At 63.5% G+C, this 19793-nt stretch carries 18 protein-coding genes; 12 read left to right on the top strand and 6 right to left on the bottom strand.

Going from position 1 to position 19793, the window contains the following annotated elements; genetic code table 11:
* Positions 1 to 213 precede the first annotated feature (213 nt).
* Complete coding sequence (locus NKI54_RS24085) at positions 214 to 888, top strand: alpha/beta hydrolase (protein WP_023674683.1); 675 nt, start codon at positions 214 to 216, stop codon at positions 886 to 888.
* A gap of 6 nt (positions 889 to 894) precedes the next feature.
* Entirely contained in the window at positions 895 to 1545 is a 651-nt protein-coding gene (locus NKI54_RS24080) for an FMN-binding negative transcriptional regulator (RefSeq protein WP_023674682.1), read from the top strand.
* A gap of 41 nt (positions 1546 to 1586) precedes the next feature.
* On the opposite strand, the gene NKI54_RS24075 is transcribed toward NKI54_RS24080, so the two are convergent.
* Positions 1587 to 1919 (bottom strand): lipid-A-disaccharide synthase N-terminal domain-containing protein, encoded by a 333-nt coding sequence (locus NKI54_RS24075; protein WP_023674681.1) that lies wholly within the window; start codon positions 1917 to 1919, stop codon positions 1587 to 1589.
* Positions 1912 to 2640, bottom strand: a complete 729-nt coding sequence (locus tag NKI54_RS24070; protein WP_031211231.1) for a glycosyltransferase family 2 protein — start codon at positions 2638 to 2640, stop codon at positions 1912 to 1914. The genes NKI54_RS24075 and NKI54_RS24070 overlap by 8 nt, the downstream gene beginning before the upstream one ends.
* Before the next feature lie 388 nt (positions 2641 to 3028).
* Here NKI54_RS24070 and tyrS point away from each other — a divergent pair, with 388 nt between their 5' ends.
* Complete coding sequence (gene tyrS, locus NKI54_RS24065; RefSeq protein WP_023674679.1) at positions 3029 to 4282, top strand: tyrosine--tRNA ligase; 1254 nt, start codon at positions 3029 to 3031, stop codon at positions 4280 to 4282.
* 530 nt (positions 4283 to 4812) lie between these two features.
* On the opposite strand, the gene NKI54_RS24060 is transcribed toward tyrS, so the two are convergent.
* Both NKI54_RS24060 and NKI54_RS24055 read right to left on the bottom strand, forming a co-directional pair.
* Positions 4813 to 5907 (bottom strand): alkene reductase, encoded by a 1095-nt coding sequence (locus NKI54_RS24060; RefSeq protein WP_023674678.1) that lies wholly within the window; start codon positions 5905 to 5907, stop codon positions 4813 to 4815.
* Positions 5908 to 5965: 58 nt separating this feature from the next.
* Positions 5966 to 6754 (bottom strand): SDR family NAD(P)-dependent oxidoreductase, encoded by a 789-nt coding sequence (locus NKI54_RS24055; RefSeq protein WP_352572762.1) that lies wholly within the window; start codon positions 6752 to 6754, stop codon positions 5966 to 5968.
* A 110-nt stretch (positions 6755 to 6864) separates the two neighbouring features.
* Here NKI54_RS24055 and NKI54_RS24050 point away from each other — a divergent pair, with 110 nt between their 5' ends.
* Positions 6865 to 7428 carry a TetR/AcrR family transcriptional regulator gene (locus tag NKI54_RS24050; protein ID WP_023674676.1) on the top strand — a complete coding sequence of 188 codons (564 nt, stop codon included), beginning with the start codon at positions 6865 to 6867 and terminating at the stop codon, positions 7426 to 7428.
* Positions 7429 to 7856: 428 nt separating this feature from the next.
* Here the strand turns inward: NKI54_RS24050 and NKI54_RS24045 are convergent, their stop codons facing one another.
* On the bottom strand, positions 7857 to 11231 hold the full coding sequence (locus tag NKI54_RS24045; protein WP_352571433.1) for a hypothetical protein: 3375 nt from the start codon (positions 11229 to 11231) through the stop codon (positions 7857 to 7859).
* 96 nt (positions 11232 to 11327) lie between these two features.
* Here NKI54_RS24045 and NKI54_RS24040 point away from each other — a divergent pair, with 96 nt between their 5' ends.
* Together NKI54_RS24040 and NKI54_RS24035 are read left to right on the top strand one after the other, a co-directional pair.
* Positions 11328 to 11795 (top strand): peroxiredoxin, encoded by a 468-nt coding sequence (locus tag NKI54_RS24040; protein ID WP_352571434.1) that lies wholly within the window; start codon positions 11328 to 11330, stop codon positions 11793 to 11795.
* A 138-nt stretch (positions 11796 to 11933) separates the two neighbouring features.
* Positions 11934 to 13214, top strand: a complete 1281-nt coding sequence (locus tag NKI54_RS24035) for a M23 family metallopeptidase (RefSeq protein WP_352571435.1) — start codon at positions 11934 to 11936, stop codon at positions 13212 to 13214.
* 124 nt (positions 13215 to 13338) lie between these two features.
* Here the strand turns inward: NKI54_RS24035 and NKI54_RS24030 are convergent, their stop codons facing one another.
* Positions 13339 to 14082: an alpha/beta fold hydrolase gene (locus tag NKI54_RS24030; protein WP_352692524.1), complete on the bottom strand. Its 744-nt coding sequence runs from the start codon at positions 14080 to 14082 to the stop codon at positions 13339 to 13341.
* Positions 14083 to 14405: 323 nt separating this feature from the next.
* Between NKI54_RS24030 and NKI54_RS24025 the strand changes: the two genes are divergently transcribed.
* The 6 genes from NKI54_RS24025 to NKI54_RS24000 all read left to right on the top strand — a co-directional run bounded on the left by NKI54_RS24025 (position 14406) and on the right by NKI54_RS24000 (position 19729).
* A complete protein-coding gene (locus NKI54_RS24025; protein WP_352571436.1) occupies positions 14406 to 15572 on the top strand; it encodes an ROK family transcriptional regulator in 1167 nt (388 codons plus the stop codon).
* Positions 15569 to 16333, top strand: a complete 765-nt coding sequence (locus NKI54_RS24020) for an ATP-binding cassette domain-containing protein (protein WP_352622779.1) — start codon at positions 15569 to 15571, stop codon at positions 16331 to 16333. Before NKI54_RS24025 ends, NKI54_RS24020 begins: the two co-directional genes overlap by 4 nt.
* A gap of 39 nt (positions 16334 to 16372) precedes the next feature.
* Positions 16373 to 17413, top strand: a complete 1041-nt coding sequence (locus tag NKI54_RS24015; protein ID WP_292663104.1) for a sugar ABC transporter substrate-binding protein — start codon at positions 16373 to 16375, stop codon at positions 17411 to 17413.
* A gap of 164 nt (positions 17414 to 17577) precedes the next feature.
* Positions 17578 to 18573, top strand: a complete 996-nt coding sequence (locus tag NKI54_RS24010; RefSeq protein WP_352575964.1) for an ABC transporter permease — start codon at positions 17578 to 17580, stop codon at positions 18571 to 18573.
* Entirely contained in the window at positions 18570 to 19340 is a 771-nt protein-coding gene (locus tag NKI54_RS24005) for an SDR family oxidoreductase (RefSeq protein ID WP_352575962.1), read from the top strand. Before NKI54_RS24010 ends, NKI54_RS24005 begins: the two co-directional genes overlap by 4 nt.
* Positions 19337 to 19729, top strand: coding sequence for a hypothetical protein (locus NKI54_RS24000; protein WP_352636887.1), 393 nt, complete (start codon positions 19337 to 19339; stop codon positions 19727 to 19729). Before NKI54_RS24005 ends, NKI54_RS24000 begins: the two co-directional genes overlap by 4 nt.
* Positions 19730 to 19793: the final 64 nt, after the last annotated feature.

Below are 19793 nucleotides of genomic sequence, written 5' to 3'. Positions count from 1 at the left end.
CCTATTTACGCGGCTTGCGGCGTGGGTGGCCGAGCCACAGTCTTTGGCCCCCCAGTTTTGAACAATTCTAAACTAGCTTCTAGAAAGACGCCCGCCCTGCGTCAAGGCCTAGGGAAGACTGGGGCCTAGGGAAGACTGGGGCCAGAGGAAGACTGGGGCCAGAGGAAGAGTTGTTCCGGGCGCCGCGCAAATTTATACCAAGTGGAGTATTTCATGCCTGAGGTCATTTTCACCGGTCCGGCCGGCCGTCTGGAGGGTCGCTATCAGCCCTCGAAGGAAAAGAGCGCGCCGATTGCCATCGTCCTGCACCCGCACCCCCAGTTCGGCGGGACGATGAACAACAAGATCGTCTACGACCTCTTCTACATGTTCCAGAAGCGCAATTTCACCACGCTGCGCTTCAATTTCCGCGGCATCGGCCGCAGCCAGGGCGAGTTCGACCACGGCACCGGCGAATTGTCCGACGCCGCCGCGGCGCTCGACTGGGTGCAGTCGCTGCATCCGGATTCCAAGAGCTGCTGGGTTGCCGGCTATTCGTTCGGCTCGTGGATCGGCATGCAGCTTCTGATGCGCCGGCCGGAGATCGAGGGCTTCATCTCGGTCGCGCCGCAGCCCAATACCTATGATTTCTCGTTCCTGGCGCCATGCCCGTCGTCCGGCCTGATCATCCACGGCGACGCCGACAAGGTCGCGCCGCCCAAGGACGTGCAGGGGCTGGTCGACAAGCTGCACACGCAAAAGGGCATTACCATCACCCAGAAGACCTTGCCCGGCGCCAACCATTTCTTTGCCAACCATGCGGAGCTTCTGATCGAGGAATGCGCCGACTACCTCGATCGCCGGCTGGCCGGGGAATTGTCCGACCCACGGCCGAAGCGGCTGAGATAATCGGCGATGTACCAACCGCCTCACTTCCAGGAAACACGGCAGGACGTCCTGCACGGGCTGATCCGGGCGCATCCGCTTGGCCTGCTGGTGTCGAACGGCGTCGAGGGGCCGGTCGCCAACGCGATTCCCTTTCTTCTAGACGCGGATGTGCCACCGAACGGCAGGCTCCGCGCCCATTTGGCCAAGGCCAATCCGCAATGGCGGCTTTTGGCCGACAATCCCCTGGCGCGGGTGCTGGTCGTCTTCCAGGGCGCCGATGCCTATGTGACGCCGTCCTGGTACGAGACCAAGCGTGAAACCGGCAAGGTGGTACCGACCTGGAACTACGCCATCGTCCAGGTGCGCGGCATCGTCACGGTGATCGAAGACCAGGATTGGCTGGCCGAGCAGATTTCCGATCTGACGATGTCGCAGGAGGGCAGCCGCTCGGCGCCGTGGGCGGTGACCGACGCGCCGGCACCCTTCATCCAGTCGCAGATCAAAGGCATCGTCGGCCTAGAGATCGAAATCACCGAAATCAGCGGCAAATGGAAAGTCAGCCAGAACCGCCCGGCCGCCGACCGCGTCGGTGTCGCCGAGGGGCTCGAGAGCGAGACTGCCGATTCGGCCGATATGGTCCGGCTGGTAAGGTCCTACGGCGGGCTGGACGGCCAGTAATCTGGATTGCTTGCTCGACCGGTTTCAGGCCGGTCGAGGGCTCAATCGACCTTCGTCATCGCCGCCTTGCGCTCGTTGGCGATCAGCCAGAGATTGCGGATATAGATCAACAGGCCCATGGCCTGGCCGGCGATGAACACCGGATCCTGACGCTGGATGGCGTAGATCAGCAGCAGGCCGCCGCCGAACAGCGAAAAGAACCAGAAGGCGATCGGCACGACGCTGCGCTTGGCCTTTTCCGACGCCACCCACTGCACCAGAAAGCGCATGGTGAAGAAGAACTGGGCGACGAAGCCGAGCAGAACCCAGGCATCGAATTGCTTGACGAAAACATCGTGAAGCCAGGTCGCCAATTCCTGAAGCACGTTACCCATGCCTGATTTCCTCTACTTTGGGCATTCTGCGGCGCCTGCGGCGCAGCCACCAGACGCCGGCAAGATCAAGCACGCCCTGCAGGCCGCGATCGAAGATGCCGTAATTCGATTTGCCGTGACGGCGGGAGCGATCGACGACGTCGCAATGGACGACGCGGTAGCCCTCCTGGATGACCAGCGCCGGAACAAAGCGGTGGGTGCCGTCGAAGAACGGCAATTTCCTCAAAATGTCGGTATGGATCGCCTTGAGGCCGCAGCCGGTATCCCGCGTCTCGTCGTGCAGGATGGCCTTTCTCAGCCCGTTGGCGAAACGCGACGCCAGCTGCTTGATCTTGCTGTCGCGGCGCTTCAGACGCTGTCCCTGCGCGGCCCCGACATCGGGACCAGCCTGCCGCAGCGCGTCTATCAACACTGGGATATAACCGGGGTCGTTCTGGCCGTCGCCGTCGATGGTGGCGACGATATCGCCGCGCGCCGCCCAGGCGCCCGAACGCACCGAGAGCGACTGGCCAGCGGATTTCTGATGCCTGAGATGGCGCAGCGGAAACCGGCGAAGCGCTGCTTGTGCGGCAAGCACCGAAGGCGTGTCGTCGGTCGAGCCATCGTCGACGACGATGACCTCGAAGTCGCGCCCGGCCATCGCGGCGCCGATCTCGTCGAGCAGAAGCGGCAGGTTCGCCGCCTCGTTCCGGCAAGGAATGACGATGGATATCTCCGGCATCTCGACTCTGTCATAGGATATGGCATTCGATCGATGCCGTGCGGTCCAGCGGATGAGACCCGTTGGCGGCGCCTCATTACGCCAGCCGAAACGATGACGCAAGCAGGCCGCACGCTTGGGGTTCTCCCTTCTCCCCTTGTTGTGGGAGAAGGTGGCCGCGCGAAGCGCGGTCGGATGAGGGGTGTTCCAGCTTGGCAACGACGGCACTCCGTCCAACACCCCTCAACCGTCTTGGCGCTGCGCGCCAATCCACCTTCTCCCACAAGGGGAGAAGGCAAGAGGGTGTCGCAAAACCGGATTCCACTTTTGCTGATCGCGCTTGAGTGCTAAACGCCCGCCTTCATGCATAGCCGAACCGCGTTCGGCCGGAAGCTTTTCGGGAAAGAAAATGTCCGCCTTCAAATCCGATTTCCTGCGCACGATGAGCGAGCGCGGTTTCATCCACCAGACCTCGGACGATGCCGGCCTCGACCAGCTTTTCGCCACGGAAACGGTGAGCGCCTATATCGGCTTCGACGCCACCGCCAGGAGCCTGCATGCCGGGTCGCTGATCCAGATCATGATGCTTTACTGGCTGCAGCAGACCGGCCACCGGCCAATCGCGCTGATGGGCGGCGGCACCTCGATGATCGGCGATCCGTCGTTCAAGGACGAGGCGCGCAAGCTTTTGACGCCGCAGGACATCGAGGACAATCTCGCCGGCATCCGCCGCAACTTCACGCCCTACCTCAAATTCGGCAGCGGCCCGAACGACGCCGTCATGATCAACAATGCCGACTGGCTGATGGACATCAACTACGTCAATTTCCTGCGCGATGTCGGCCGGCATTTTTCGGTCAACCGAATGCTGGCCTTCGATTCAGTCAAGCTCCGGCTGGACCGCGAGCAGTCGCTGTCGTTCCTCGAATTCAACTACATGATCCTGCAGGCCTATGACTTCGTCGAGCTCTACAAGCGTCTCGGCTGCCGGCTGCAGATGGGCGGCTCCGACCAGTGGGGCAACATCGTCAACGGCATCGATCTCGGCCATCGCATGGAAGGCGCGCAGCTTTATGCGCTGACGACGCCGCTGCTCACCACCTCCTCCGGCGCCAAGATGGGCAAGTCGGCCTCGGGCGCGGTCTGGCTCGATGCGGAGATGCTGAGCCCGTACGACTTCTGGCAATACTGGCGCAACACCGAGGATGCCGATGTCGGCCGTTTCCTGAAGCTCTACACGACCCTGCCACTCGCCGAGGTCGCACGCCTCGAACGGCTCGGCGGCTCGGAGATCAACGAAGCCAAGAAGATCCTCGCCACCGAAATCACCGCCATGCTGCATGGCCGCGAGGCGGCAGAGGAGGCCAGCGAAACGGCGCGTAAGACGTTCGAAGAAGGGGCGCTCGCCGAAACACTGCCAACCGTCGAGGTGGGCAGGGCCGACCTTGAAGCCGGCGTCGGCCTATTGTCGCTGTTCGTCACCGCCGGGCTGGCTGGGTCCAACGGCGAGGCACGGCGGCATATCCAGGGCGGCGCCGTGCGCCTCAACGACCAGCCAGTTTCCGACGATCGCAGGATGGTGACGCTGCAGGACCTTGGCCCGGAAAACGTCGCGAAACTGTCGCTCGGCAAGAAGAAACACGTTCTGGTGCGGCCGGTCTGACCAGGGCCCGGCACTTCCTGTTAGATCTTTTCCGAAACCGGTTTCATCTTGCGGCGCTGACCTTCGGTTCGGAATCACCGCCGAGGTTAATCAGCTAGCTCCCGAGAATGGCCGAGATGCCATTCGTCTCATCGATCGGAACGAGCAGGTAGCGCAAATAGCGGACGTTCTGCGGCGCTTCGATGAACGTCTTGTTCGGGGCCGGAAGCGGACTTGCGGCTTGGCGGCTTGGAATGTGAGAAGCGGACGTTCAGGCGCCCCCATGCATCGACGCGATCTGACCCATTCACGACAGTCGAAATCACGGTGAACGGGTCCGCTTGCGCCTGTAAAGCGAACGTACGACGTGCTACGAATCTCGCCTGGCTGGTCCTGGGCGGACCAGAGGAGCTAACGTCTATGCTATAGCCCTCCATGGCCCTCCTGAATCCCTGGGTTTGGACACCAGTTCGAGCGGAGCGCCAGAGAGATGCCCTGAGGCGCTGCTGTCACGTGGGATGGCTGCCTCGCAGGCGCCGCCCTCCGATAGCTCATGGGCGGCTTGAGGCGGCGATCGCGGGATAGTCGGTATAGCCAGCGGAGCCGCCGCCATAGAGCGTCGCCGAGTTGAACTCCGTCAGCGGCGTGCGCGTCTTCAGCCGTTCCACAAGGTCGGGATTGGCGATGAACGGGCGCCCGAAGGCGAAGAGGTCCGCCTTGCCCTCGGCGAGCCGCGACGCCGCGAGTTCGAGGTCATAGCCGTTATTGGCGATATAGGTATTGTTGAAGCGCCGGCGGAGCGATCCGAAGTCGAACGGCGCGACATCGCGCGATCCGCCCGTGGCGCCCTCGACGACATGGATATAGACGATGCCCAAAGCATCGAGTTGATCGACGATATAGTCGAACTGCGCCTGGGGGGCGCTGCTCGAGACGCCGTTGGCGGGCGAGACGGGCGAAATCCGAATGCCGGTGCGCTCTGCGCCGATCTCCTCGACCACCGCAGTCGCAACCTCCAGCATCAGCCGGGCGCGGTTCTCGACCGATCCGCCATAAGCATCCGTGCGGACATTGGCACCGTCCTTGGCGAACTGGTCCAGCAGATAGCCGTTGGCGCCATGAATCTCGACGCCATCGAAGCCGGCCTCAATGGCGTTCGCCGCTGCTTGCCGGAAATCGTTGACGATCCCCGCAAGCTCGTCGAGCGCCAGCGCGCGGGGCTCCGAAACCTCGACAAAGCCGTTGTTCACGAACGTCTTGGTCGCGGCCCGGATTGCCGAGGGCGCGACGGGCGCGGCGCCGTTCTCCTGCAGATCGACGTGCGAGACGCGGCCGACGTGCCAGAGCTGCAGGAAAATCCGCGCGTCCTTGGCGTGCACCGCGGTCGTGACCTTTCGCCAGCCGTCGATCTGAGCCTGAGAATAGATGCCGGGCGTGTCCTGGTAACCTTGTCCCTGCCGCGAGATCTGCGTGGCCTCGGAGATCAGCAGGCCGGCGGAGGCCCGCTGGCCGTAATACTCGGCGGCAAGATCACCCGGAACGAAGCCCGGGCCAGCGCGATTGCGCGTGAGGGGCGCCATGACGATACGATTGGAGAGCGTCAGCGAGCCGAGAGAATAAGGCTCAAAAAGTGCTTTGTTGGTCATAGGTCACCTTGTTTGTCCCCGCCGCGACGAGGTCGTTATCAAATGGATTCGTTGGTGCTCAGGCGACCTTGCGGTACCGCTCGGCGGGATGTTCGTTCCGATAGTTCGGAAGCATGGCCTGGCGCGCGGCCTGAAGCGCGTCCCACTGACCGGCATCGGGGAGTGGCGGGATGGTCACCGGTTCGCGGCGGTCGAAGCCGACCAGCGCCGCGTCAACCAGATCGTCCACCTCCATCACGTTGGAGAGCGTGTTGATGTCGGCGCCGACGTGGCCCCAGATCTCGGTTCGCGTCGTGGCGGGCAGCACGGCTTGGACGTAGACGCCCTTCGGCTCAAGCTCGAGGCTGAGCCCCTGCGACAGAAACAGCACGAAGGCTTTGGTTGCGCCGTAGACCGTCATGCCGAACTCCGGCGCCAGCCCGACCACGGAACCGATGTTGACGATCGCCCCTGCACCCGCCTTCGCAAGTCGCGGGGCGATGGCGCTGGCAAGTCGCAGAAGCGCGGTCGTGTTGAGCGCAACGAGCCGGGCGACGTCATTGGTACTCTGCTCGATGAAGCTTCCGCCGATGGCTGTTCCGGCATTGTTGACGAGAATCCCGATGCGGGCGTCATCGCGCAGCCTCGTCTCTACCGTTGCAAGCTCGGCAGGCTGCGTAAGATCAGCCTGGACGATGTCGATCGCAACGCCAGTTTCCTGACGGAGCCGGGCTCCCAGTGCCTCCATTCGTGCCACGTCACGGGCAACCAGCACGAGGTCGTGTCCGCGGCGGGCGAACCGTTCGGCATAGGAAGCTCCGATGCCCGTGGAGGCGCCGGTGATGAGGACTGATGGAATGGTGGTCATGGCATTGCTCTTTTCTCTGATGGAACCTATATTCATGACGATCATCATGATTGCGGCTAAATATGATGGGCATCATGTAAATGTCAACGGGGCCGACGGAGAATTTTGAAATGAAGGTCAGTCGAGAGCAGATGGCGGAGAACCGTCACCGGATATTGGATGCGGCCAGCCGGCTGTTTCGCGAGAAGGGGTTCGACGCGGTCAGCGTGGCGGAAGTGATGAAGGCCGCCGGGCTCACCCATGGCGGCTTCTATGGCCATTTCAGTTCGAAGGACGACCTGATCGCGCAGACCCTTGCCCACGTCCTCGCCGCGGACTCAGGCGGAGGGGGCGATCTTCGCGCTTATGTAGGTTCCTATCTTTCGCCCCGGCATCGCGACAACTGCGCCGGCGGTTGCCCGACGGCGGGCCTTGCCGCAGCCATCCGCCATCAGACCCCGGCTGCACGCTCGGCCATGACGGAAGGCCTACGATCGCAGATCGACCGTATCGGCAAGGCGCTCCCGGAGTTGGATCCGGCAGACAGACGCCGCGCGGCGATCGGAAGCTGGGCAGCGATGGTGGGGGCAGTAATCCTCGCCCGGGCGATCGACGATCCCGCGCTCTCGGATGAAGTGCTTGAGCAGACGCGTGCCTGGGTCGATGCCGGGATCAGCCAAGTGTCTGCCAGCTAGGTGGTCTGCGGCAGGAGTGCTCTTGTCGAGAGCAATGCGGCTATCGGCGTTGGTTGGGTGGCTATCTTGCAGAATATCGCACCGCAGCGTGCAATCAGCGGGATTCGCGGACCAAGAGGGTTTCGAACTTCCCTGTTGAGGCAACCATGCTGTCGCCCAATTTCCGCTAAACTGGCGAATGAAGCCGTTCAACGGCAGAACATCGAATGACCGCTCCTGGCGCAACTACGCCCTCAAGCGCGGTCGCCGGTGATGTCCGCTGTAAGGCGGTGGCACAACTAACTTTAACGGCCGACATTAGGCGCAAAGCGGCCATTTAGGCCCGGGCGGACGTCAGTCGCCTTTGGATCATGGGCGTGAATTCGCGGGGCGGACGAGCGGCCGCTTAAGATCAAAACTCGGTCGCTCGAGGTAATTGGGTTTTGACCTCAGCGATACTCGAAGATCGACCGGAAAATCCCGGGCGCTATCACCGATAGCGGATTGACCTCCAGGTTCGGCTTGTTGGCGTTGCCCTTGAGCCTGTAGGTGACGCCGATCAGGCCGCGGTCGCGGCCGTTGCCGAGCAGTGCGCCGATCAGCGGCAGTTCGCCGAAGATGCGGTTTACGCCGTAGGCCGGCATGAACGTGCCGGTCATGTCCATATTGTTGTTCTGGTCGTAGAGCGTGCCCTGGAAGGTGGTGCCGATGCGCGAGCCGCGCAGCACGCCGTTGCGCAGCTTCAGATAGCCGCTGCCCTTGTCGATTTCGCTGAAACCGCGCTCGAAATTCACCCTCGACGTGTCGAGATTGCCTTTGACCGCCTCGTTGAGGCTGCGGCTGTCGCCGGCCGGCGTCGTCGACACGATCGAGGCGAGCTTCGGCTCATTAACGATAAAGAAGTTCTTGGCGTCGACCTGGCCTTTCATCGGCCCGTCGCCGGCCCCGGTGAGCGCCAGCGTGATCGAGCCGCCTTCCATATGCTCGTAGATGTTGAGGAAGCGCAGTATGGCGCCGGCGTCGGCCGACTTCATGTTGAGCGTGCGCAGGCCGCCGCCGGTCGTGTTGCTGATGGTGATGGCGGCTCCCGAACTTGCTGTGGCGCTCACCTTGAGCCCGTTCACCCGGGAGCCGGCGGCGCTGTAGTCGAGCTTCAGATTCGACAGCACCTCGTCATGGAAGCCGGTCAGGGAACTGACGTCGGCGCTGACCGAGATCGCATCGACGCCAGTGGTCTTGGTGGCGGTGTCGACGTCGGACGTGAATTGCTTGATCAGCGAGCGTGCGTCTAGCGCGCTGCCGCTGACCTCGACAGCATAGGCCTTGCCCGACCGCTTCACCGAGACGGCGACGTCGTCGCCCCTGTTCAACGTGACCTTGCTGAACCGGGCCGAGGACAAGGCGCCGTTGACCAGCACCGCGCTGCCGTCGATGGAAAAGGTCTTGCCATCGAGTTCGAAATTGGAGAGCGTCGTGGTGTCGCCGGTCTTCGCCATGGCGAAGACGACCTTGGCGGGAATGCCAGGCCCCTTGCTCCAGCCGGCCCAGGGAATGTCCAGCCTGGCATTGGTCAGGTCGGCCGACACGTTCTGGTTGCCGGTGCCACTCTTGTCGATCGCCACCTTGATGGTTCCGGAAAGCAGCGTCGACAGGCCAGGCATGGCGGTGGCGCGCGTCTTGTCGTCGAGCACCAGCGCCACTTTACGACTGCGCGGCGGGCCGCCATCCCTGAGCGGCTCGATCAGGTCGAGCTCGGCCGGAATGCCGTTGAGCAGCGCCTTCGCCGAGATCACCGCCCGGTCGGGCGCGACCGTGATCGAGCCGTCGGCATGGCTGACTGTCTGGCCCTCGAACGGCTTGCCCAGCGACAGGTCCTTGTAGTCGAGCGCCACCAGCCAATCGAGTTTGGAAGAGTCGACACCGGACTGCAGCGGAATATCGGCCTTGACGTGGCCGGTCACCGTGCCGGATAGGTCGTCCGGCAGCAGGCCGACATGGCGCATGGCGTTGATCGGGTCAAAGGATGCCAACTCGGCGATTGCCGGCGCCTCGCCGGCGACATCGATGTCGAGCGCGCCGATCACCGGCGGATGGTTCGCGGCCTTGACGGTGAGCGTGCCGTTGCTCGCCGCCACCGTGCGGCCGCTCGGCATATAGACGCTGCCCGACGACAGCGCGACGTCGACGTCATTGCCGTGGAAGCCGACGACGCCAACGGCATCGCGGATCGGCGGAATGCGGCCGGCCGTGTCGAAGCGCGATCCTTCGACCTGGAATCGGCCGAACACTTCATCGGCGGAAAGCGGCACGCCGTTGCCGAGCCGTCCGGGCACGACCTGGAACTGCAGGCTGCCATCGACGACGCGGCCGCCGAACAGGTTCTTAAGCACCCACAGCCTGGCATTGCGCGCCGAAAACCATGGCCATAATTGCTTGACGTGCGAGACCGGCATGTCGTGGACATTGAGCGCCACCGATATGCCCGGCGCCTGGTTGGCGACGAATGAAACCGAAGCCGTGCCCAGCACTTCGCTGCCCGGTCCGGACCGGACGCCGATCTGCTCGGCGACCAGCTTTTGGCTCGTCGGCTGGTAGACGCCGGCGATACGGGCAATGAAGCTGAGTGCCGGCTCCGGCGAATCGGAAGGCGCCAGGGTCGAACCGTCGCTGGTCAGGTCGTAACGATAGGATGGCTCCTCGCCCGCTGCGCCGGTAGCCGGCTTCGGCCCGATCGAACCGGCGAAATCGAAGGTCGAGCGGCCGGTTTTCACCAGCAAACTGTCGACCTGGATTTTGTTCGACCCGGCGACGAGTGTTGCATCGAGATCGATGTCGGCCGGAAGCAGGCCGCGCGAACCGAGATCGAGCACCGATCCGGTCAGTGACAGGGCAGCGGTCAGCCGCGAACCGTTGTCGCCGGTCCCTTCCGACCCCGCCAGCTTCAAGGCGATCGCACCCAATTTGCCACCTGCCGCAGTGTCGGCATCCGCTGCCTGGATGCTGGCGTCCAGCGTGGTGATGCGTCGCGTCGCCGGATCGCGGGTGGCGGAAGCGGCGATGGTAAGCGCCCTGCCGTCGACATCCGCGTCGGATGAAAACTCCATGCTTCCCGGTCCCGACTGCGAGACGGAGGCCTCGGCGATGGTGACCGACTTGACGGATCCGGTCTCGGGCAGTGCCAGTTCGACGTTGCGCAGATCGATCTGGCGCATCGAATCCTCGCGCACCGCGTCGAGCGCGCGGTTGAGGTTGGCGAAGACGGCGGCGGAAAGTTTTTCCGGATCGATGAGGCCGTCCTGGTTGCGCAGCTCGGCCGTCCAGTCGCCGCCGGACGGCATTGCCGCCATGACGATGTGCGCGTCGGAAATCCGGGCGCTGGTCAGCCGTACCTCGCCCGAAAGCAACGGGATCAGCCGGATGCCGAAGCGGACCCGGCCTGCATCGGCCATTGGTTTTCCGTCGGCGGTCTTGAGGCTGACGTCGCTGACCTGCAGCGCAATGAAGCTCGACCCGTCAAGCGTCAGCCGTGCCGGCCCGACGGCAACGTCGACATCGAAGCCGGCCAATTTCTCGATTGCCGTTTCGGCTTCCGCGCGAAGCCGCTCCGAGCCGAAGCCGGACACGCCGATCGCATAGACGCCGGCGGCAGCCAGCAACACAAGGGCGACAAGGCCGGCAAACAGCCGCGCCATCATACGGACGCCGCGACCGATCGACGCCTGGCCGAGCGGCGGGACGCGGCACGCGGACGGAAAGGTTCCCAGGTCGGTGATCTCGTCACGCCTGAACCTGATCTTCTCGTGCTGCGGTAGCTCCTGATCCACGCAATCTTCCGTTGAAACGAATTCGATCGTGGACGAATCCCCGCTCGACATTATATCGATGCAGCCTGGCGCGTAACCTCAAACAAGGGCATCGATATGGCTGACCTCGACGTGGGCGATGTTGCGCCGCAGTTCGATCTTCCGCGCGACGGCGGCGGTTCACTCAGCCTCGCCGCATTGCTGGGAAAACCCATCGTACTCTATTTCTACCCACAGGACGACACCACAGGCTGCACCAACGAGGCGATCGGCTTTTCGCAGTTGAAGCCGGAGTTCGAAAAGGCCGGCGCTGTCGTCATCGGGCTCTCGCCGGACAGCGTCAAGAAACACGACAAATTCAAGGCGAAATACGATCTGAGCGTCGACCTTGTCGCCGACGAAGAGCGCAAAGTGATCGAGGCTTACCATTTGTGGGTAGAAAAGAAGCTCTACGGCCGCACCTATATGGGCGTCGAGCGGGCGACGTTCCTAATTGGCCGGGACGGACGCATCGCCAGGATCTGGCGCAACGTCCGCGTCAAGGGGCACGCCGAAGAAGTGCTGGAGGCGGTTCACGCCCTTTGAGAGCTGCGCCAGGCCGCTGCAATTCGATACCCGTTTTGCGCGAAGACCTTTGCCTGTCGTTCGATCCGGCAAAACTTTGTTAACCCTAATAATGTGTAATCAGGCTCGTCGTTGGTGTCGTAACGAAAGCTTGGTCCCGTGAACGTAGCCAGTCAGTCAGCGGTCTTCGGCAGACGCAAAGAGCCCCACACGGTCATCATCGCCCGGGGCGACCAGATAAGGCATTTCACCATACGCCCGTGGCTTGCGGCATTTTGCGGCTCGGCGCTGGCGGCGATCGTCATTGGCTACCTGCTGGCGACCTCCTATCTGGTGCTGCGCGACGATCTGATCGGTGCCACGACGGCGCGGCAGGCGCGCATGCAGCAGGCCTACGAAGACCGCATCTCGGCACTGCGCAGCCAGGTCGACCGCATCACCAGCCGCCAGCTACTCGATCAGCAACTGATGGAAACCAAGGTCAGCGAGCTGCTGGAACGGCAGAGCCAGCTCAGCCTGCGTCACGGCCGCCTCGGCCCGATCCTCGAACGAGCCGAAAACGAGGTCGCAACGCCGCCCGTGCCGGCGGCAAAGCCGGACGAACATGCCGACGCGACCGGGAGTATCCAGCCGACGGCGTATACTGTCGCCAGCCTTGCCGCTCCTGTGGGCGTTGACGACACCAGGCCGTTCTCGCTGTGGTCGACCCGCGCCGATCCGCTGCCGAGCGAAAGCGCGGCCGACCGGGCAGACAAGCTCTTCGTTTCGATCAACAACTCGCTGAAGGCCATCGAGAGCCAGCAGCTCACCCGCATCGCTACACTTGCCGACAATGCCTACAAAAGCGCCGACGCGATCTCGCAGGCGCTCGAGGCCGCCGGCCTGCCCGTCGATAGCGAATTCGAAAAGAGCGACGTTGGCGGCCCGCTGATACCACTCGACAGCTCGTTGGTCTTCGACAGCAAGGTCAAGGAGTTGGACGAGGCTCTTGACGCGCTGGATCATCTTAAAAAGGAAGCGCGCCGGCTGCCGCTCGCCAACCCCGCCCCCGGCCGCAGCGTTACCAGCCCATTCGGCGTGCGCACCGACCCCATCCTCGGCACGGCCGCCTTGCATTCCGGCATGGATTTCAGGGCGCCGGTCGGTATGCCAGCCAAGGTCACGGCAGCCGGCGTTGTCGTCAAGGCCGGCTGGAACGGCGGCTACGGCCGCATGATCGAGGTCGACCACGGCAACGGTTTTGTAACGCGTTACGGGCATCTCAGCGAAATCGACGTCGCCGTCGGACAGAAGCTCGATGCCGGAGACATCATCGGCAAGACCGGCAACAGCGGCCGCTCAACCGGCCCGCATCTGCATTACGAGGTCCGCCACAACGGCGAGGCAATCGATCCGCTGCGGTTTTTGACCGTCGGCAAGAAGGTCGAGCGGTATCTGTAGAGCCGGCGATTCATTCGGCGTGAAGCCTAGCGCGCGGCCAACCGCCCGCCACGCAATATTAAAGATAGATCGCTTTCAGCCCTCAGCAGCAGCCATGAACGCGCCGAGCCGCCGGTTGAACGGCTCACCGGTCTGCTGAACGCTGTGCCCCGCGCCGGCGATCACGGCACGATCGGCACCAAGCACGTTTTCGAGCACGTCGCAGACGGCGTCGAATGCTGCGCTGTGCCCGCCGGATACCACGCAGTTTCGGGAACGGCGCATCGGCAAGTTGCCGAAGCGGAATTTCGGCCTCCCATGGCCCGCGTTCGACGACGAGCATGGCCGCGCCTTGCGCGAGCGGGAGCGGCAGCGGGTCTGGCAATTGTATCGCCGAGCCGACCAGATGGAGGAACTGGCGCAAGAAAAGCGCGGGATCGTCGCGGGGTCCGCTTTGCCAGTGGGTCTTCAGGCGCGTCACGAGTTCATTCACGGCAACATCCCCGCGCGCAAGGTCAAAGGCCGGCGGCTCGATCACCGTGAGCGAACGGATCGCTCGCGGGCGCATCGCTGCTGCAAGAAGAGAGATGACGCCGCCATAGGAATGCCCGACCAGATGGACGCGGCTTTCGTCCCAGAGGTCATGCGTCCGATCGAGGAATCCGGCGACCAGTCCGGCGTCGACGACGAAATCCTCGCGTTCGGCAGGGGAACTTGATCCGTATCCGGGCCGGTCGATCACAACCAGCTTCCAGCGCTCCGCAAGCGGTTGCTGGGCGGACCATGTCATCATGCCGTTCGTGACGCTGCCGTGGACGAACAGAACCGGCGGCCCGTCGCCCCGCACCTCATAGCCGAGATCAATCCCGTCGAGGGTCAGCTTCGGCATCGCATCTCCTCCCGCAGACCGGCGAGAGGAAGTATGCTCCCTGCAACGGAAAGGCGCAACGAACTCCGATCCCTGGCCGGCTCACAGCCGGGTTCCGAATGGGCTTCAGGGCGCTGATCGGATTGCCGGCCAAGGTCATGCCTGGCTCCCGTCCAGCCGGTGGCGCTTCATACTGGAAAATTGCCAGAGTTGGCCCATCCGCCAGCGGGCGCGAATTCGCCGGGCGTTAGAAGGACCTTGGCCACAGGCGAATTATTTTTGAATTCCATTTGACTGAATAAATATTCGGTGCGAACCTCTGCTCTCTCTCGAGGGCACAAGGCATGGCACTGCGGGGAACCAATCAGGAGTTCGGGCGGCCGTATAACCGGCGCATCGTGCTCGAATCCATCCGCCTTCACGGACCGATCGCCCGCGGCGACATTGCCAGGCGGGTCGGGCTCACCGTGCAGACCGTGTCTACCATCGTTCGCGAGCTGGAAGAGCACGGTTACGTGTTGTCGCTGCGCGAAGAGCCCAAGGGGCGCGGCCTGCCACCGGCAACGCTGCGCATCAATCCGGAAGGCGGCTATGCCGTCGGCATCCACGTCACCCCGCTGGGCATCAATGCCGCCCTGATCAACCTAAGCGGCGATGTTATCGAGAGCACCTACCGCGAAGCCCCAAATGCAACGCCCGACCACGCTTTCGAGCTGATCGGCGCCATGGTGCTCGAATTGACGGCATTGCGGCCCGGCGGCCGCGTTCTCGGCATTGGCATGGCGCTGCCCGGACCGTTCGGCGTGGAGTCCATGAGCTTTGTCGGGCCGACCACCATGACCGGCTGGAAGGATGTGGCGCTGCGCGAGCGGTTGGCCGCCTCGACCGGACTGCCGGCCTTTTTCGAAACCGATATGGCGGCGGCTGCCATCGGCGAGCGCCTCTACGGCCTCGGAACGGCATATTCCGAGTATTACTATCTTTATTTCGGCGTCGGTCTCGGCGGCGTCATGGTGCATGACGGGGCGGCATTGCGCGGCGCCTGGGGAAACGCCGGTGAAATCGGCCACATTCCCGCGGTGCCGGGCGGCGAGCCCTGCCCGTGCGGCAATCGCGGCTGCCTCGAACGGTATCTCTCGCTCGAGGCGCTGCGGCGCCGCAACATCGCCGACGCCGAGTGGGTGAGCGAGATTGCGCCGATCTTCCGCAACGCCGTCACCATCATCGAAAACCTGTTCGATCCCGAAACCATCATCCTCGGCGGGCTTGCCTCCACCGACCTGCTCGAAAGGCTTGCCGGCGCGGCCGCGCACCTGCCCAATTCGGTCTCGGCGCGAAGCGACCGCGCGACCCCCCGCGTCCGCGTCGCGCGCGGCGGCCAGCATGCGGTGTTGCGCGGCGCCGCCGCGCTTGCCGTCTCAGGAGTGCTTTCGCCACGCTTCGGCCAGATCTTCACCGCCGAGCGCGAACGCGGACGAGATCTCTTGCATAACAAGGGGATCGCAGCATGAGCGAACCGCTGCTGGTGCTCGACAACGTAGCCAAGAATTACGGCGCCATCGAAGCGCTGAAAGGCATCAGCTTTTCGATCGACAAGGGCGAAGTGGTGGCGCTTCTGGGCGACAACGGCGCCGGCAAATCGACGCTGGTCAAGATCATTGCCGGCGGCCTGGAGCCGACCTCCGGCCGCATGCTGTTCGAAGGCAAGGAATTCCTCGCCAAGTCCCCCGCCGAGGCCAAGGCCGCGGGGATCGAGACGGTCTACCAGGACCTGTCGCTCTGCACCAATGTCGACGTGGTCGCCAATTTCTTCATGGGCCGCGAGATCACCAGGAAGGTTCTCGGCATTCCGGTGCTCGACGAGCGCGCTATGGAGCAGGTGGTGCAAAAGGCGCTGGCCAGCGCCGGCACCCGCATTCCCTCGCTTCGCACCAATGTCGAGCACCTCTCCGGCGGTCAGCGGCAGGCCATCGAGCTCAACCGATTCGTGCATTTTGGCGGCAAGCTGGTGCTTCTCGACGAGCCGTTCGCAGCGCTTGGCGTCCAACAGACGCGGCGCGGCCTCGACATGATCCGCCAGGTGGCGAGCCAGGGGATCGGTGTCGTCATCATCACCCATATCATGCAACAGGCCTTCCAGGTCGCCGACCGGATCGTGGTGATCCGGCAAGGCGTCGTGGCGGGCGACGTCGCACGCAACAAAACAAGTCCCGACGCGGTGATCAACATGATCACCGGAGAGACGCTCGCCGGTGCCGGACCGGCGAGCTGAGGGACAAATGAGGGGTCCGGCGCAAGAGGAGCGAACGACATGAAGAAAATACTTCTTTCCGTCTTCGGTATCCTGGCACTGGCCTTTGCCACGCTCACGCCGGCATTCGCCCAGTCCAAGGGCACCGTCTACTACATGGTGCCGACATTGCTCGATGAGTTCCAGACCGGCTCGGTGAGCGCGCTGGAATTGTTCCTGAAGCAGGTCGGCTACGAGATGAAGACGTTGAACGCCGACAACAAGACCGACGCTCAGCAATCGCAGATGAACGACGTCATCGCGCTGAAGCCGGCGGCGATCATTCTTGCCGCCGTCGATTTCAATGCGCTGAAACCGTCGATCGAGGCCGCCCGTGCCGCCGGCATCCCGGTGGTCGAGTTCGACCGCCAGATCACCTCGACCCCGTCCGACTTCACCTCGGTGGCCGGAACCGTCGAGATCGGCTACGTCGCCGCCGATCAGGCGCAAAAGCTCCTGACCGCGAAAAACGGCTCGGTGAAGGGCAAGATCCTGCAGGTGCTCGGCGATCCGGGCGATCCCTACACGCTCGACATCCAGAAGGGTTTCGAGGAGAAGATGAAGGCGTTCCCGGACGTCAAAATCATCTCGCTGCCGGCCATGCAATGGGCGGCGGATGCGGCCGGGACCATCGTGAACGACCAGCTGCTCGCCAACCCCGACATCGACCTGATCTTCAGCCACGCCGCGCATCTTTCGGTCGCTGCCGTCGCCTCGCTCGAGGCCGCCGGCAAGAAACCGGGCGACGTCATGCTGATGAGCTCGAACGGCGCTCCGGTCGGCCTCGACCTGATCCGCAAGGGCTGGCTCAACGTCGAAGTCGAGCAGCCGCTCTATGCCCAGGCCGCGGCGGTCGCCATGTTCATGGACAAGGTGGTCAACAAGCAGGAGATCAAGCCCGGCGAATATGATGTGCTTGGCCTGAAATCGACCCTGACCAAAGAAGCGTGGGGGCCGAACATCAAGATCCCCGGCGCTGCGATCACCAAGGAAAATGTCGATAACCCTGCCTTCTGGGGCAACATGAAGCCGCCGACCGAAACCATAAAGCCGGTCGAATAGCAAACTCGCCAGAAGCTCCGGGCCATTGCCGGCCCGGAGCCCAGCCCTGCAGCCCCGGTGCGTTCAAACGGACGCGCACGGGGATGCTGCAGCAATTTTCAACCGCGCCTGATCTTTCCGAAGAACGAATGGTTTTCGGGGTCATGCGCCAACCGGATCCGCAGATGAACCCCCGCACGCGCCAAACCCTCGAGTTCATCCTCGACAATCTTGTCTGGTTCATGCTGGTCTTCGTGCTGGTGGTCTTTTCCATCCTCATCCCGAACTATTTTCAGCTCGGCATTTTTGCCAACATCATCGAGGCGTCGAGCGTGCTCGGCGTCATGTCGATCGGCTTGGCGCTGGTCATCATCGCCGGCCATATGGACCTGTCGGTCGAATCGGTGGCGGCGCTCAGCGCCATGGCGGTCGGCATCCTGTTCTGCTCATCGGGCATCGGCCTCGGCATCCAGTTGCAGCCGCAATGGCTGATGGTTCCAGTTTCGCTGCTCATCGCGCTTGCCGTCGGCGGCCTCATCGGCGCCTTCAACGGCTACCTGGTGGTCAGGGTCAAGATGAGCGCCTTCATCATCACCCTGGCGTCTTACATCTGGGTGCGCGGCCTGGTGCTGGTCATCTCCGGCGGCCGCTCGGCGCAGGACCTTGCGCCGGCGATCCGCTGGTTCGGCATCCAGCGCCTGGGTGGCCTGCCGCTGACAGCCTGGATCGCCATTGCGTGTTTCGTGGTGTTCTCGCTGATCATGGCCAAGACGCCCTTCGGCCGGCACCTGGTCATGATCGGCGGCAACGAGACGGCGACCTTCCGCGCCGGCATCCGCGTCAACCGCAACCTTGTCATAGCCTTTGTCCTTGCCGGCGCCATTGCCGGCCTTGCCGGCTGGGTGCTGGCGATCCGCACCTCCGGCGCGACAGCTAATCTCGGCGTCGGCCTGTTGTTCAATGCCTTCGCCGCGGTCGTCATCGGCGGCGTCAGCCTGAAGGGCGGCGTCGGCACCTTGCCCGGCGTCTATGCCGGCGTGCTGCTGCTCTCGGCCATCAACACGGCGATCAATTTGATGGGCCTGCCGGCCAACTTCACCCAGGTGATCCACGGCCTGCTCGTCCTCGCCGCGGTGCTGCTCGACGCATTCAAGCAAACCATCCGCCAGAGGCTCGCATGACCGGCCGTCTGGAAGATAAGGTCGCGCTGATCGTCGGCAGCGCACGTGGCATCGGCAAGGGCATCGCACAGCGTTTTGCCGAAGAGGGCGCGAAGCTGGTCCTGGCCGACACCGAGGCCGAGGCGGGGCAAGCGACCGCGAACGAACTCGGCGCCGCCTTCATCCGCACCGACATCTCGCAGATGGCTGATGCCGAGGCTGCTGTTGCACTGGCGCTCGACCGTCACGGCCGACTCGACATCATGGTGCAGAATGCCGGAATCTATCCCTGGCAATTGCTGGAAAACACCAGTCCCGACGATTGGGACCGGGTCATGGCGGTGAACTTGCGCGGCAGCTTCATCGCTGCTCGCGCCGCACTGGTGCCAATGAAGGCACAGCATTTTGGCCGCATGCTGTTCACCTCCTCGATCACCGGCCCGCATGTCACCAGCCCCGGCCACGGCCATTATTCAGCGACCAAGGCCGGCATCAATGGGCTGATCCGTTCGGCTGCGCTCGAATTCTCGGGCTACGGCATTACAGTCAACGGCGTCGAGCCCGGCAACATCCTCACTGAAGGCATAGAGCAGCATCGCGGTGCGGCCTTCATCAAGAACATGGAAGACGCCATCCCGCTCGGCCGTCTCGGCAGCCCTCGCGATGTGGCCAATGCCTTCCTGTTCCTGGCCTCTGACGATGCCAGCTACATCACGGGCACGACCATCATCGTCGACGGCGGGCAGCTTTTGCCCGAGGGCAAGGATTTCCGGCTGCTGCCGCCATGATCCTCGATTTCGGCGGCGGTTTCTTCCTGCGCCGGGCGACCACCGCCGATCATGCAGCGCTTGCGATGATCTGTCTCAAGACCGGCGATGCCGGCAAGGACGCCAGCGGCCGCGAGGACGACCCGGAACTGCTCGGCCTCCTCTACACTATTCCCTACCAGGTGCTCGAACCCGAGCTGGCCTTCATTATCGATAGTCCCGCAGGTGCGGCCGGCTACCTGCTTGGCGCGGCCGATACGGGCGCTTTCAATGCCAGCCTGGCATCAGACTGGTATCCCGACTTCAGCGGCGCGTGGCAGACCCGGGACCCGACAGCTCTCGCTGGCGCGGCAGCGACTGGGCGCGGCATCGGGTCCATCATCCCGATTTCGCTGTTCCGCCTGCGCTGACCGCCTATCCGTCGCATGGCCATATCGACCTGTTGCCGCAAGCGCGCGGGAAAGGCATCGGCAG

Origin of the sequence: Mesorhizobium sp. M0663 (assembly GCF_040320585.1) — a bacterium.
Lineage (GTDB): Bacteria > Pseudomonadota > Alphaproteobacteria > Rhizobiales > Rhizobiaceae > Mesorhizobium.
This window is presented reverse-complemented; position numbering and strand designations above follow the sequence as displayed.

What these genes read in the sequence shown, in the direction of transcription:
- NKI54_RS24085 (WP_023674683.1), top strand. Translation starts at nt 214, where the DNA reads ATGCCTGAGGTCATTTTCACCGGTCCGGCCGGCCGTCTGGAGGGTCGC.
- NKI54_RS24080 (WP_023674682.1), top strand. Translation starts at nt 895, where the DNA reads ATGTACCAACCGCCTCACTTCCAGGAAACACGGCAGGACGTCCTGCAC.
- NKI54_RS24075 (WP_023674681.1), bottom strand. Translation starts at nt 1,919, where the DNA reads ATGGGTAACGTGCTTCAGGAATTGGCGACCTGGCTTCACGATGTTTTC.
- NKI54_RS24070 (WP_031211231.1), bottom strand. Translation starts at nt 2,640, where the DNA reads ATGCCGGAGATATCCATCGTCATTCCTTGCCGGAACGAGGCGGCGAAC.
- tyrS (WP_023674679.1), top strand. Translation starts at nt 3,029, where the DNA reads ATGTCCGCCTTCAAATCCGATTTCCTGCGCACGATGAGCGAGCGCGGT.
- NKI54_RS24060 (WP_023674678.1), bottom strand. Translation starts at nt 5,907, where the DNA reads ATGACCAACAAAGCACTTTTTGAGCCTTATTCTCTCGGCTCGCTGACG.
- NKI54_RS24055 (WP_352572762.1), bottom strand. Translation starts at nt 6,754, where the DNA reads ATGACCACCATTCCATCAGTCCTCATCACCGGCGCCTCCACGGGCATC.
- NKI54_RS24050 (WP_023674676.1), top strand. Translation starts at nt 6,865, where the DNA reads ATGAAGGTCAGTCGAGAGCAGATGGCGGAGAACCGTCACCGGATATTG.
- NKI54_RS24040 (WP_352571434.1), top strand. Translation starts at nt 11,328, where the DNA reads ATGGCTGACCTCGACGTGGGCGATGTTGCGCCGCAGTTCGATCTTCCG.
- NKI54_RS24030 (WP_352692524.1), bottom strand. Translation starts at nt 14,082, where the DNA reads ATGCCGAAGCTGACCCTCGACGGGATTGATCTCGGCTATGAGGTGCGG.
- NKI54_RS24025 (WP_352571436.1), top strand. Translation starts at nt 14,406, where the DNA reads ATGGCACTGCGGGGAACCAATCAGGAGTTCGGGCGGCCGTATAACCGG.
- NKI54_RS24020 (WP_352622779.1), top strand. Translation starts at nt 15,569, where the DNA reads ATGAGCGAACCGCTGCTGGTGCTCGACAACGTAGCCAAGAATTACGGC.
- NKI54_RS24015 (WP_292663104.1), top strand. Translation starts at nt 16,373, where the DNA reads ATGAAGAAAATACTTCTTTCCGTCTTCGGTATCCTGGCACTGGCCTTT.
- NKI54_RS24010 (WP_352575964.1), top strand. Translation starts at nt 17,578, where the DNA reads ATGAACCCCCGCACGCGCCAAACCCTCGAGTTCATCCTCGACAATCTT.
- NKI54_RS24005 (WP_352575962.1), top strand. Translation starts at nt 18,570, where the DNA reads ATGACCGGCCGTCTGGAAGATAAGGTCGCGCTGATCGTCGGCAGCGCA.
- NKI54_RS24000 (WP_352636887.1), top strand. Translation starts at nt 19,337, where the DNA reads ATGATCCTCGATTTCGGCGGCGGTTTCTTCCTGCGCCGGGCGACCACC.